Below are 13,122 nucleotides of genomic sequence, written 5' to 3' on the forward strand. Positions count from 1 at the left end.
GGCGCGCGCCGGCCAACCGCAACCGACCTCATTACCCGCAGAGTGCGACCGGCACATACCCCGGCGCATACTCGCGCCACGTCTCCCGTGTGATCCCGCCGCCCGAGACCGCACACGCCAGTGCCTCCCACTCCCGCAGCGCGAACGGCCACCGCACCACCGTTGCCGCGCTGCCCTCCAGCAACGTGCGTCCGCCGGGGGACATGGTGAGGGCGACGACGTCGCCGTCGGCGTAGCGCAGGGGGCTGCCGATGGAGGTGCCCGTCGCCGGGTTCCAGAGGCGTACGGTGCTGTCCTCCGAGCCGGATGCCAGCAGGTCGTCGCCCCAGGCCAGGGACCGTACCGTGTCGGTGTGGCCGGTCAGTGTGCGCAGGGGGCGGCCGGAGTCCGTCTCCCACAGGATGACGCGGCGGTCGTCGCTCCCGCTCGCCAGCATGTGGCCGTCCGGCGAGAACGCCAGCGTCGGGACGTATAAGCGATGGCCCTTCAACTCGACCGGGGCGGTCGTGTAGTTGGTGTCCCTCCACAGCAGGATGCGGGTTTGTTCGCCGTTGCCCGTCCCTACCGCCAGTTCACCGTGCGGTCCCAGCGCCACCGACCTCACCTGGCCCGCCCGGCCCACCCCTCTGGGCGGACCGTCCTGCGGCAGGAGCAGCACCGGGCCGTTCCGCCAGGCGGCCACCGCCGTGCCGTCCGGGGCCGACCGTACGTCCACGGCGCCCGGGTGGCGTACCACCACATGCTGTGTGTTCGTCCGGGCGTCGAGCTCGCGCAGTGCCCCGTCGTCGGTGAGTGCCAGCAGCGCCGTGGGCGAGCGCCACGCCAGGCCCACCACCGCCGGGCCGCCGGTGCTCCACGAGGGGTGGGAAGGGGTGGTGGGCAGGCTGATGCTGCCGCTGCCCGTGCCTACCGCGATCGTGCCGCCGGGGCCGTACGCGAGCGCGGTGACCTCGCCGTCGGCCGTCGCCAGAGGGTGGGACGCGGGGGAGCGGCGGCCCGTCACATCCCAGGCGACCAGGCGGTGTTCACGGTTGAGGGACACCAGCGTCCGGCCGTCCGTGGCCAGGTCCTGGACCGGCGAGGCGGGTGGTCCCGTGCGCGCCGCGCCCTGCCGCACCGGCGCGCCACGGAGCACCCAGCCGTGCACCCGGCCCACCTCGTCACCCATGTACACCACACCCGTGAGCGGATCGGCCACCAGGGCCGTGGCCGTGGGAGCCGCGGCCGTGGAGGGAGGGCTCGCCAGGGCCGCCGTGCTCACCCACGTGTCGATCCGGGTGCCGTCGACGGCCACAGGGCGCCCGTCCGGGCCCAGCGCCAACCGGATTCCGTAGGGCGCGGAGCGGAGTTCCGCGTTCGCCGCCGTCGCGTCGCCGACCGCCGACACCCGCACCGCCACCACATGCCCGCCCGCCGCCACCACGGCCAGGTGTCTCCCCTCGTCCACGACGATCGCCGACACCGCCCCACCCAGCTCGACCAGCGGCAACGGTACGGGTGGCTGCCCCGGCGCCAACCGCCAGCGGGCGAGCCCGCCGTCGTCGGTTCCGGACAGCAGCACCCCGGCCGACTCGTCCACCGCGACCGCGCTGACCCGTACGCGGGACGGCGACTGGACACGTACAGTCGCCTGTTCGCCACCGACGTCCTGCATCAGAACCGTTCCGGCCTCGTCGCCGGACACCAAGTGGCCGGACCTCGTCAGGGCCACCGCCGTCACCGTGTCGTCATGGCGCGCGCCCGCGCGGCGCACCTCCCGTCCGGTGAGCGGATCCACCAGGCGTACGGTCCCGTCCGAGCAGCCCAGCACGGCCGACCCCTGCGCCGTGAGGGCCGGGGCCAGCGCGTTCGCCGCCACACCGCCCAGATCGGGGACGAGCGAGGCCAACTGGCCCTCGGGGGAGGCAAGTACGTTCACCAGCGTCTCGCGCGTGGCCTGAGTGTCCCGCACCCGTACACCCGCGAGCGCGATGAGGGCCGCGGCATCGCGCCGCTCACCTGCCGCCGTCCGCGCCTGGGCAGCGAGCCGCAGACCCTCGACGGTGGTCTTCGCCTCCTCGGTGACGCGCACCTGCCGGAACAGGACCGCCCCGACGACCAGCGCAAGCACCAGCCCGAGCACGGTGAACAACTGGCGCCGCAGCACGAGCTTCGTGCGTCTCTCGGCTTCTCTGGTGCGCTCCTCCGTACGGCGTCGGTCGTCCTCCGCGTCCCGCGAGGCCCGGACGAAGTCCCGCTCGGCCGGGTTCAGCGACCACCGGGCGCCGTCGAGTTCGTCGAGGCCGCGCAGTTGCCCGGACGGCAGGAGGAACCCGGGGTCCCGGCGTTCCTCCAGCCAGCGGCGGGTCTGCGCGGAGATCTCGTCCTGCAGGCGCTTCGCCTTGACGTCCTCGGAGAGCCACTGCCGCAGCAGCGGCCACTTCTCCAGAAGCACCTCGTGCGCGACTTCCAGCGTCGGCTCGGCCGTCCGCCGCTCGCGGTCGACGAGCAGGAGCCTCGCCTCGACGAACGGGCGGACGGCCGCCAGCACCGCCGTCTCGCTGTCGGCCTCGGTGACCAGTTCCGCGGCGGGTGCCCGGTGCCGCGTCGGCCGTTCACCGGCGCCCAGATAGGCGAGACGGGTGAAGACGCGGCGTACGGTGTCGTGCAGATCCGGGTCCAGGGCGAGCCAGATGCCCTGCACCCCTTCCTCCAGGACCGCGCCGATACCGCCGAGCCGCTGGTACGCGGACAGCGTCAGCTCGTTCGCCGGGGTACGCAGCTCCCACAGCCGCTTCAAGGTGTACGCGATCAGGGGCAGGCTGCCGGCCCCGGCACCGGCGTCCTCGATGATCTGCCGGACCAGCGTCTCCTCGACATGGCAGCCGACGGTCTCGGCGGGGCCGCGCACCGCGCCGCGCAAGCCGGCGTCCGAGAGCGGGAGCAGCCAGTACTGATGCTCCGTCACCAACCGTGCGAGCGGGGCGCTCGACTCAAGGCGGTGGTACAGGTCGGCGCGCAGCGCCACCAGCACATGAGCCACCCCGTGCGCCTCGCCGGCGACGGAGAGCAGCGCCTCCTCCACACAACGGCGGTCCGCCTCCGGGACGGTGGGCTGCAACAGCTCCTCGAACTGGTCGACCAGCCACGCCACCCGGCCCCCGGTCGCCCGCGCGAGCCGCGCCGACCACCGTCCGAACAGCGCCGGATCACGACGCAACTCCGCCGCACCCGGCAGCAGTTCGCCGCCCTCCGCCGCACCCCAGGCATCGCGCAACTCCTCGGCGAGCTGCTCCACCGGCTGCTCGCCGGGAACGAGATGTCCCACGGCCCAGCGCGGCAGACCGGGCAGGCCGCGATCGCGCAGCCGGAAGCGCACCCCGGCGTACAGCAGGGAGGACTTTCCGCTGCCCGAGGGCCCCACCAGACTGCTGACCGGCTGCCGCACCAGGCGGCGCAGCACCTCGTCGGTCTCCTCGGCGCGGCCGTGGAAGAACGCTTCCCACTCCGCGCCGAAGGGCTGGAGTCCCGGGTACGGGCAGCGGGTCGGGGTGGGGGTCCGGGGGGCCAGGGTCTGCTGGATCAGGAACTGCTGGAAGGTGCCGACGTGGAGGTCCCGGCCCGCGGCGAGCCCGTCGGCCCGGATCGTGACGCTGCCGGGCCCGATGACGACGGGGCCGGTGTTCCGGACGCTCGCCGGTGGGTCCGGCTCGTCCGCGGCCTCCGCGTCGGTCGTCACGGCGACGGTACGGCGCTGCGCGACACGGTCACCGTGTAGGAGCGCTCGGGCAGGAACACGGATTTCGCGGTGTGGTCGGAGCCCATGGCGCCGTTCAGCGTGCACACGCCGGACGCGCCGCTCGGCTTCGTCGGCTGCACCTTCACGGTCACCACGGGGTCGTTTACACCGATGTACGAATTGTTCTCGAGCTGACAGTCACCCGTGGCCGTCATGGTCAGCATCCCGCCCGTGAAGGGATCCGGACTCGTCACCCGGACCCTGACGCCGACCGGGCCGGAGGGGTAGTGCATGGGCTGTTTGGGGTCGGCCCAGGAGATGGACACGACTTGGTAGCCCACGGCGAAGTCACCGCGCACCGGCCCGGCCGGAGCCCAGGTCGCGTCACCGTCCTGGTAGGCGAGGACGGTGCAACTTCCCGTGTTTCCCCTGATGGCGACGGTCGTCCTGCCGTTCGCCGTCTCCAACTTGCAGCCTCCGGCGTCCCCGCCGAGCGCGTAGCGTACGGGCAGGCCGGAGGTCGCGCAGGCGTGCAGGGCGGCGCTGGTGTGCGGAAACGTGTGGGCGGTGCCGGGGCTGGGGAACACCACGGTCTGGGTGCGTCGCCCGCCGGTCGTTCCGGTGGGCGGTGACGACAGACCGCAGGGCCCGGACTTGCCGCCGCCGGTGCCGCCCTTGCCGCCGGTGCCGGGGGAGCCGGGGGAGCTGCCCTTGCCCGGGTCGGAGGGGCCGGTGTTTCCCGGGTCCGTGGACCCCGTACTCCCGGAACCGGATGAGCCGCCGCCGTCGCCTCCTGAACCGGACGTGTGCGAGCCGTTCTCACCGGGGCCGGCCGTCGGCGAACCGCCGTGCGTGCCTTGCGAGGTGTGCGCGCCGCTGCTCGCGCCGGGGGTGCCGTCGCCGGGCAGCGGGGAGTCCTGCCCGCCGCCGTCGCTGACCGCCGATGCCGGTGGCCGCACGGTTTGCTGGTCTCCGCCGTGGGATCCACAACCGGCTGCGACCAGTACGAGGACTCCGACTGCCAGGGACCTGGCTCTCGCGTAGCGCATCGCTTCACCCCGCCGTTGGACCGGAGTCCGCCTCGGTCGACTCCTCCGCAGCGGTGGTCCGCTGCTGGAAGAAGCCGCTCACGGTCACGTCCCTGCCCGCCGCGATACCGCCGCCACGGATGTCCACGCTGCCGCCGCCGATGACCGCGGCCCCGGCGTTCTCCACCCGGGTACCTCGCGCTCGACCGTCGCCCTCGGCTGCCACCAGGGCCGCCAGCGTACGGGCGAACTCCGGGTCCCCGGCCAGGAGTTCCTCAAGGTGGTCCGCGACGGCGGCGCGGCGGTTGGCGTTGCCCGGCTGGTCCCCGAGGCGCCGCAGAGCACCGTCCGCCTGGGGGTCGCGGCGGAAGCGGTTGGCGACGGCGTCCCACACCGACCTGGCCCGGTCGGTGACGAGGCCGTCGACGGCGACACCGGCCGCGTGCTGGGCCCAGCGGACCAGGATCGCGGTGACCGCGCCGACGGTTACGGGATCGGTCATGGATTCGTCCCCCCGTGTCTGTGGAGCCCGGGCGACCCGACTGTCCGGAAATGCCCTGTGATCCAACGAGATTGTCGCTCCAGTACGTTGCGGGCGCAGGGCCTGTGGCCATCTGTGGAGCCGGAATACGTCCGCTGTCGTATCCGCGAAGAGGCCTCTCGCGTAGGGCATCAGGGCACGTGGTGTCGTGCTCTCCTTGACCTTGCCACTGGCGGCAGGGTTGAACGATGACGGCATGAACACCAACACCAACACCAGGATCGTCGTCGTCACCGGGGCCGGTACCGGCATAGGCCGGGCCACCGCACGCGCCTTCGCCGACGAGGGCGCCCATGTGCTGGCCGTCGGGCGGCGGGCCGAACCGCTTCACGAGACCGCCGCCGACCGGGGGCGGATCACGCCGCTGGTCGCCGACATCACCGCCGAGGGCGAGCCCGCGCGGATCGTCGAGACCGCGCTGGAGCTGCACGGGCGCCTGGACGTGCTGGTCAACAACGCCGGGATCGTACGCAGCGGTGCGCTCGACACCCTCGCTCCGGAGCTGATCGCACCGCAGATCGCCACCAACCTGATCGCGCCCGCACTGCTGGCCAGTGCAGCGCTGCCATCCCTGGAGGCGTCCGGCGGGGTGATCGTCAACGTCAGCACCTCGGTCGGGCAGCGGGGCTGGCCGGGGAACTCGCTCTACGCGGCGACCAAGACCGCGCTGGAAGCGCTGACCCGCAGCTGGGCCGTCGAGTTGGCGCCCCGGGGCATCCGGGTGGCGGCCGTCGCGCCCGGAGCGATCGACACGCCGATCGGCGAGCACCAGGGACTCACGCCGGAACGGCTGGCGGCGCTGCGCGAGTGGCAGTTGGCGCACACCCCGCTGGGCCGGATCGGCCGACCGGAGGACGTCGCCTGGGCCATCACCCACCTCGCCGCACCGGCCGCGTCGTTCATCACCGGCGTGATCCTCCCGGTCGACGGAGGTGCGGTGGTCGCGTGATAAGAGTGGTCCGGGAGGTGGAACGGGTGCGGATAGGTGAGTTGGCGAAGGCGACCGGGACCACGGCGCGCGCGTTGCGGCACTACGAACAGGCCGGGCTGATCGCCTCGGAGCGAGCCGCCAACGGCTACCGCGTCTTCGACGACCGTACGGTGGTACGGGTCCGCAACATCCGCCACCTGCTGGCCGCGGGCCTCACCCTGGACGACGTACAGGTCTTCCTGCCCTGCCTGGACGGCGACGTGGCCGCGGCACCGCCCTCGGACCGGGGTCTGAGGATCGCCTTGGAACGGCTGGCGGTCCTCAACGAACGCATCGCCGCCCAGACAGAGGCCCGCGACCGCCTCCAGGCCGCGCTCCAGGAGAAGACGGGCGGCCGGATCCGCCCGGTGGCCTAGGTTCCTATTGGCGCCATTTGGGGCTTATTCGCTCTGCACCGAAAGGCTTGGCTCCCCGGAGCCGACGGCTGTCTACTTGCTGGCGCCATCGAGCCGCCACCACCTGGGCGGCTCAACCGACGTCACCCTGCAACAAGCTCCAGGCCCACTGGCAGTGGGCCGATTCGTTCCAGAGGGCCCACAGTCAGGGCACGGTCTGCGTGGCCATGGTTTCGCCCCACCAGCGGCAAGGTCGAGCCCTACGTGTGCGGCCCGATCACCCAGAAGAACGTCTCCGCCTGGGGCTGGGTGCACGACGCCACCCCGGACGACTGGCGCGCCCAGGTCAACATGTGGACGCCGGACCGCAACTGCTACAACGACGCCTGGGGCACCGACCACTGGTACGCGGCCAGGACTGGGCCGCGCCCCACCCCGGCGGCGGGTGCGGAGCCGGCCGAACGGTGCGGTCCCGGGACCCGGACTCCGTTCGGGCGTGTACGAGTTCGGGTTGGTGAGACGACAGTTTTACCTGTCCCTGATGGCATGGCCTGGTCAAATCTGCCAGGCTTTCCGGCAGCCGCCGCCCCGGACCGCCCCGGGGAGGCGCGACAGAAATCTCACCGCGGCGATCGCGCGAGCGATGCGCGCAGTCCGCGGCCGCCCTCCGGCGCACCCAAGCCGCCGGGCGGCCACCGAGCAGGCCGGGATCCCGGCCGCGTCAAAGGAGTTACGTGTGAGACCGACCCCCCACAAGGCCCTCGCGGCGAGCGCACTCGTCGTCGCGCTGGCCGGTTTCTCGCTCCCGGGCACCGCGGCGGCAGCCGCACCGCAGGCCAAGGCCGCGGCCTGCACCCCGGCCCAGGTGGTCGCCAACGGCGGCTTCGAGAGCGGGACTTCGCCCTGGAGCCAGTCGCAGACCAGCGTGATCACCAGTCGCACCGGTCAGAGCGCCCACGGCGGCACCACCTTCGCCTGGCTGAACGGCGTCGGCAGCACCCACACCGACACCCTCTCCCAGAGCGTCACGATCCCCTCCGGGTGCAGCACCGCCACGCTCACCTTCTGGCTGCACATCGACACCGCCGAGACCACGTCGTCCATCGCGTACGACAAGCTGACGGCGAAGATCGGCAGCACGACCCTGGCGACGTACTCGAACCTGAACAAGAACACCGGGTACCTACAGAAGTCGCTCGACGTGTCGGCCTTCGCGGGCCAGACCGTGAACCTGGCCTTCACCGGAACCGAGGACTCCAGCCTCCAGACCAGCTTCGTCATCGACGACGTCGCCCTCAACACGTCCGGCGACACGACCCCGCCGGGTGACTCCACCCGTACGCCGGCCTCGCCCTCGTACACCGTCAACCTCAGCAGCAACACGAGCGGCACCGTCTGGACCGGCCACGAGAGCGCGACCTTCACCAACGCCTCCGCCACCGCGCTCAGCGAGGTGTACCTGAGGCTGTGGGACAACTACCACGGCACCTGCTCCGCGATGCCGATCACGGTCACCAACGTCACCGGCGGCACCGCGGGCTCCCTGTCGGTCGGCTGCACCGCCCTCCAGATCGCCCTGCCGACCCCGCTCGCACAGGGCCAGAGCGCCACGATCGGCTTCGACCTGGGCATCACCGTCCCCAGCGGCGCCGACCGGTTCGGCCACGACGGGGCCTTCAACAACATCGGCAACGCCCTGCCCGTCCTCGCGGTCAAGGACGGCTCCGGCTGGCACCTGGACCCGTACACCAACAACGGCGAGTCGTTCTACTCCCTGGCCGCCGACTTCAAGGTGACCCTCGACCACCCGAACTCCCTGCTGGTGCCCGCCACCGGCACCTCGGTCGACACCCCCGGCTCCAGCGGCCGCACCGTCACCACCGCGACCGCTTCCAAGGTCCGTGACTTCGCCTGGGCGGCGGGCCCCTTCACCAAGATCTCCGGCACCTCGCCGGCCGGGACGGCGATCAACATCTACTCCGTCTCGGGCATCAGCTCCTCCGACGCCCAGTCGATGCTGAGCACCGCCAAGTCCGCCGTGGACGCCCACGCGGCGCGCTTCGGCGCCTACCCGTACGGCGAGCTGGACGCGGTGATCGACAACAACTACTGGTTCGGCGGCATGGAGTACCCCGGCTTCGTCCTCGACCTGGTCAGCACCACCGCGCTCACCCACGAGATCGGCCACCAGTGGTTCTACGGCATCGTCGGCGACGACGAGTACACCAGCCCCTGGCTGGACGAGTCGTTCACCGACTACGCCACCGACCTGGCGCTGAACAAGACCGGCAGCGGCTGCTGGAACAGCGTCTCCTGGGCGTCGTCGGCCGAGAAGATCACCAACTCGATGGCCTACTGGGACGCCCACTCCTCGCGCTACTCCACCGTCGTCTACGGCTACGGCAAGTGCGCCCTGCACGACCTGCGGCGCGTCCTCGGTGACACCGCCATGGCCAAGCTCCTGAAGGACTACGCCACTTCGCACTGGTACGGCGTCTCGACGACGGCCGAGTTCAAGGCCGCCGCCCAGGCCGCCACGACCACGGACCTCACGTCGTTCTGGACCCAGCACCGCATCGACGGCTGACACCCTTCGCACTCGTCCTCGCCCGTCACGGCAGCGGCTGTGGCGGGCGAGGGCCCGTGTAGTGGGCGCTCGGGCGCATCCGGAGCGGGTGCTCCCCGTACTCCTCCAGGGCGTGCGCGATCCAGCCCGCCGTGCGCGCCACCGCGAACACCGTCTCGCCCGCCTCGGCGGGCATACCGCAGGCCACGCTGAACACGGCGAGCGCCAGATCGACGTTGGCGTGCAGCTCGGTGTGCCGGGCCGTCGTGGCGACCACGTCGTGGGCCGCGGCGAGCGCCTCCTCGGCCTGCGGAAGGTCCGCGAGCAGCTTGAACAGGGCCTGGGCGCGCGGGTCCTCGCCCGGGTAGAGGCGGTGGCCGAGGCCCGGTACCCGGCGGCCCGAGCGCAGATGGGCGGCGACCACGGGGGCCGCGCCGCCGCGCTCCAGGACCTCGGCGAGCATCTGGTGCGCGAGCCCGCTGGCGGCTCCGTGCAGCGGCCCGTCCAGCGCGCCGAGCCCGGCCGAGACGACCGCGTACGGATGGGCGCGCGCCGAGGCCGCGACCCGGGCGGCGAGGGTGGACGCGGCCAGGTCATGGTCGATCAACAGGGCGAGGGCCGTGTCCAGTACGTTGATCGACGCCTCGTCGGGGAGCCTGGGCGTGAGCCGGTGCCACAGCTGCCAGGCGAGCCGCTCGGCGCCGCGGTGCCGCTTGCCCGCCGGGGGCAGCGCCCCGACCAGGGTCGGGATCAGCATCCGGGCGCAGCCGAGCACCGCCGCCGGTTCGAGGTCGAAGCGGAGCGGATCGGCGGCCGAGACGGCGACCGCGGCGACCCGCAGCCGGTCCATGGTGCCGCTGTGCGCGGGCAGCGCGCCGACCGCGAGCCGCGCCGCGTCGAGGAACTGCTGGGGCGCGGTGAACCGGGCGCCGCGCGGCAGCGTGCCGGTCCACACCCACTCCGCGACCTCCTCAAAGCCGTACGCCCCGGCCAGCTCGACCGCGTCGACCCCGCGGAAGTAGTAGCGGTCCTTGTCGATGAGCGTCAGTCCGGTACGGAAGTTCAGCTCGCCGGCGCGCGCGGCGGGTTCGCGGCGGGCGCTGCGCCGGGCCAGCGCGTCGACCTCCTTGGCGTCGAAGGTCGAGCCGCGCCCGCCGGGCGCCCGCTCGCTGCTCAGCTGGCCGCGGCTGACATACGCGTACACCGTCTCCGGCTTCACACCGAGCCGTTCGGCCGCTTCGCGGGTGGTGAGTCGCGACTGATCCGTCATGAGGTCACCGTATCCAAGATCGATCAATGTTGATTCAATCAATATTGACAGCCATCTCGTCAATCATAGACAGTCGAATCAACATTGAGGGAGGAAGAGACATGCCGACCACCACCACGGCAGTACCCCGCGGACTCGCGGGCGTCGTCGTCACGGACACCGCACTCGGGGACGTCCGCGGCCGCGAGGGCTTCTACCACTACCGCCAGTACTCGGCCGTCGAGCTCGCGCAGACCCGCGGCTTCGAGGACGTATGGCACCTGATGTTCCACGGTGAACTGCCCGACGCCGCCGCCCGCGCGGACTTCACCGCCCGCACCGCCGCCCTGCGTCATCTGCCCCGGGAGGTCACCGACGCGCTGCCCGGCATCGCCGCGGCGGGAGCCGCCTCCGGACCGCTCGCCGGACTGCGCACCGCACTCTCCCTGCTCGGCGCCGCCCAGGGGTTCCGGCCGGTCTACGACCTCGACGCCGACCGGCGCCGCGAGGACGCGCTCGCCGCCTGCGCCGCCGTCCCGACCCTGCTGACCGCGCTGTACCGCCTTGGCCAGGGCCTCGATCCCGTCGAGCCGCGCGACGACCTGTCGTACGCGGCCAACTACCTCTACATGATGACCGGTTCGGAGCCCGAGCCCGACCGCGTCCGGGCGATCGAGCGGTATCTCATCTCCACCGTCGACCACGGCTTCAACGCCTCCACCTTCACCGCCCGCGTCGTCGCCTCCACCGGCGCCGACATGGCGGCGTCACTGGTCGCGGCCGTCGGCGCGCTCTCCGGCCCGCTGCACGGCGGCGCCCCCAGCCGTGCCCTGGACACCCTCGACGCCATCGGCTCCCCGGACCGCATCGACGCGTGGGTGCGCGAGCGGGTCCTCGCGGGCGACCGGATCATGGGCTTCGGCCACCCCGTCTACCGCACCGAGGACCCGCGCTCGCGGATGCTGCGCGGCATCGCCGAGGGCATCGGCGGCCCGCTGGTCGCGTTCGCCGTCGAGGTGGAGAAGCACGTCGAGGCGATCCTCGCCGAGCTGAAGCCCGGCCGGGAGCTGCACGCCAACGTGGAGTTCTACGCGGGCGTGGTCATGGAGCTGTGCGGGGTGCCGCGCGAGATGTTCACGCCGACGTTCTGCGCGGCCCGGGTGGTCGGCTGGAGCGCCAACATCCTGGAGCAGGCGGAGGACTCGAAGATCATCCGCCCGGCGGCCCGCTATGTGGGCCCGCCCCCGCCGCAGCCCGTACCCGCGCCCTGAGCACGACGAGTACCCCGCCCCGCCGGGCATTTGGCCCTCCCGGGAGCAGTCGAATAATGGATGTCCCCCTCCCGCGCCGCGTCCCTACGCTCGGCGCGTGGACCACGTCATCCTCGCCTGCGTCGTACTCCCCGTCACCGCCGTGCTGTACGGGGTGCTCGGTATGCGCCGCCTGCGCCAGCGGCGGTGGTACCGGGCGGCGGTCGCGCACTGCGCGGCGATCGACATCGACCCGTACTACGCCGTCCGCGACGAGTGGTGGCCCGAGGACGACATCCAGGCGGCGGCCGCGCGGCTGCTGCTCGACGGGCTGGTCACCGTCAACCACCGCGGCACCATGAGCCTCACCGAGGCCGGTGCGGATCCCGCGCGCAGCGCGGGGAACCCGCTGCCGGACGCCCTGCTCGCAGCGCTGCGCCGCCGCACCGCACCCGCCACCCTCGGCAGCGTGGTGCTCCGCGACACCGCGTTCGACGACGCCCGGACGTACTTCCACGCCGAACTCGACACCCGCCTGCGGCCGCAGCGGCCGCCTTCCTCGCCCGACATCGGCTGCCTGGGCTGCACCGGGTGGGTGCTGCTCCTGGCGCAGCTCGGGTTCGCCGCCGCCGGGCTGTTCGACATGGTGCCCCACGGGCCGCTCCAGTGGGCCGCGGCCGTCGTCACCGGCCTGGCGCTGGTCGCGCAGATCGTCGGGCTCGGCAGCGATCGCACCCCCGCCGACCTGCCGGATCCCTTCGCCGAGCGGCTGGCCCGGATGGGCCCGCACCCGGCGCTCGCGGAGCTGGCCGCAAGGGACCCGGAAGCCGATGAGTGGCTGCGGGTCGGCCGGTTCCGTACGCGCCGAGGCCGGAACCGGGGACGGCCCCGGCGCCGCGGTATTCCCGCCGAGACCGGGGCCGGGGCCTGAGCGGGGAGTGCGTCGGGACCCTCAAGGAGCGTCCCGACGCACGCAACCGTGTCAGCGCCAGATCGTCTGGACCGAGTCGAACTGGACCCAGGTGATCGGGTTGCCCGAGTTGGCACCGTAGACGGTCACGGAACCGGCGGTGTTCACCTCGAAGCGGCAGGCGTTGATGCCCTGGCTGTTGTTGCGGGGCGCGGTGGCGCGGATGTACGAGGTGGGCCGGGCCATGGCGGCGGGCAGCGTGGCGACCTTGGTGTCGGCGGCGAAGCTGCCGGTGATGATGCCGCGGGCCTGCAGGAACGTGGTGCCCGCGATGGTGACGAGGCGGACCTGCGGGGTCGAGCCGGTCTGCGCGGTGATGCCGGGCTCCAGGACCAGGTCGGCCCAGTCGCCGGCCTCCACGCCGGCGGCGGCCGCGGGGGAGGCGGCGGCGAGGTTGGCGACGGCCACGGCGGCGGGCACGGCGAAGGCGGCACCGAGGATGCTGCGGCGGTTGTAGGACATGGTGGTTGGTCT

The 13,122-nt window shown here is 72.6% G+C and carries 10 protein-coding genes; 5 read left to right on the plus strand and 5 right to left on the minus strand.

The window, feature by feature from the left end:
• Positions 1–31 precede the first annotated feature (31 nt).
• The 3 genes from QIY60_RS28810 to QIY60_RS28820 form a co-directional block, all read right to left on the minus strand.
• Complete coding sequence (locus tag QIY60_RS28810; RefSeq protein WP_283145091.1) at positions 32–3,718, minus strand: WD40 repeat domain-containing protein; 3,687 nt, start codon at positions 3,716–3,718, stop codon at positions 32–34.
• Positions 3,715–4,677: a hypothetical protein gene (locus QIY60_RS28815; RefSeq protein WP_283145092.1), complete on the minus strand. Its 963-nt coding sequence runs from the start codon at positions 4,675–4,677 to the stop codon at positions 3,715–3,717. Before QIY60_RS28815 ends, QIY60_RS28810 begins: the two co-directional genes overlap by 4 nt.
• Positions 4,678–4,771: 94 nt before the next feature.
• On the minus strand, positions 4,772–5,248 hold the full coding sequence (locus QIY60_RS28820; RefSeq protein WP_283145093.1) for a hypothetical protein: 477 nt from the start codon (positions 5,246–5,248) through the stop codon (positions 4,772–4,774).
• Positions 5,249–5,483: 235 nt separating this feature from the next.
• Here QIY60_RS28820 and QIY60_RS28825 point away from each other — a divergent pair, with 235 nt between their 5' ends.
• The 3 genes from QIY60_RS28825 to QIY60_RS28835 all read left to right on the plus strand — a co-directional run bounded on the left by QIY60_RS28825 (position 5,484) and on the right by QIY60_RS28835 (position 9,200).
• Positions 5,484–6,236: an SDR family oxidoreductase gene (locus QIY60_RS28825; protein WP_283145094.1), complete on the plus strand. Its 753-nt coding sequence runs from the start codon at positions 5,484–5,486 to the stop codon at positions 6,234–6,236.
• A 26-nt stretch (positions 6,237–6,262) separates the two neighbouring features.
• The gene (locus tag QIY60_RS28830) at positions 6,263–6,634 is read left to right on the plus strand and encodes a MerR family transcriptional regulator (protein ID WP_283146111.1); all 372 of its coding nucleotides are present in this window, start codon (positions 6,263–6,265) and stop codon (positions 6,632–6,634) included.
• 715 nt (positions 6,635–7,349) lie between these two features.
• Positions 7,350–9,200 carry a M1 family aminopeptidase gene (locus QIY60_RS28835; protein ID WP_283145095.1) on the plus strand — a complete coding sequence of 617 codons (1,851 nt, stop codon included), beginning with the start codon at positions 7,350–7,352 and terminating at the stop codon, positions 9,198–9,200.
• A 25-nt stretch (positions 9,201–9,225) separates the two neighbouring features.
• Here the strand turns inward: QIY60_RS28835 and QIY60_RS28840 are convergent, their stop codons facing one another.
• A complete protein-coding gene (locus QIY60_RS28840) occupies positions 9,226–10,449 on the minus strand; it encodes a citrate synthase (protein WP_283145096.1) in 1,224 nt (407 codons plus the stop codon).
• 101 nt (positions 10,450–10,550) lie between these two features.
• Here QIY60_RS28840 and QIY60_RS28845 point away from each other — a divergent pair, with 101 nt between their 5' ends.
• Together QIY60_RS28845 and QIY60_RS28850 are read left to right on the plus strand one after the other, a co-directional pair.
• Entirely contained in the window at positions 10,551–11,699 is a 1,149-nt protein-coding gene (locus QIY60_RS28845; protein WP_283145097.1) for a citrate synthase, read from the plus strand.
• Positions 11,700–11,796: 97 nt separating this feature from the next.
• A complete protein-coding gene (locus QIY60_RS28850) occupies positions 11,797–12,609 on the plus strand; it encodes a hypothetical protein (RefSeq protein WP_283145098.1) in 813 nt (270 codons plus the stop codon).
• Between the two features lie 51 nt (positions 12,610–12,660).
• Here QIY60_RS28850 and QIY60_RS28855 read toward each other — a convergent pair whose 3' ends face one another.
• On the minus strand, positions 12,661–13,110 hold the full coding sequence (locus QIY60_RS28855) for a hypothetical protein (RefSeq protein WP_283145099.1): 450 nt from the start codon (positions 13,108–13,110) through the stop codon (positions 12,661–12,663).
• Positions 13,111–13,122: the final 12 nt, after the last annotated feature.

This window comes from Streptomyces sp. BPTC-684 (assembly GCF_030028635.1).
Classification (GTDB): domain Bacteria; phylum Actinomycetota; class Actinomycetes; order Streptomycetales; family Streptomycetaceae; genus Streptomyces; species Streptomyces noboritoensis.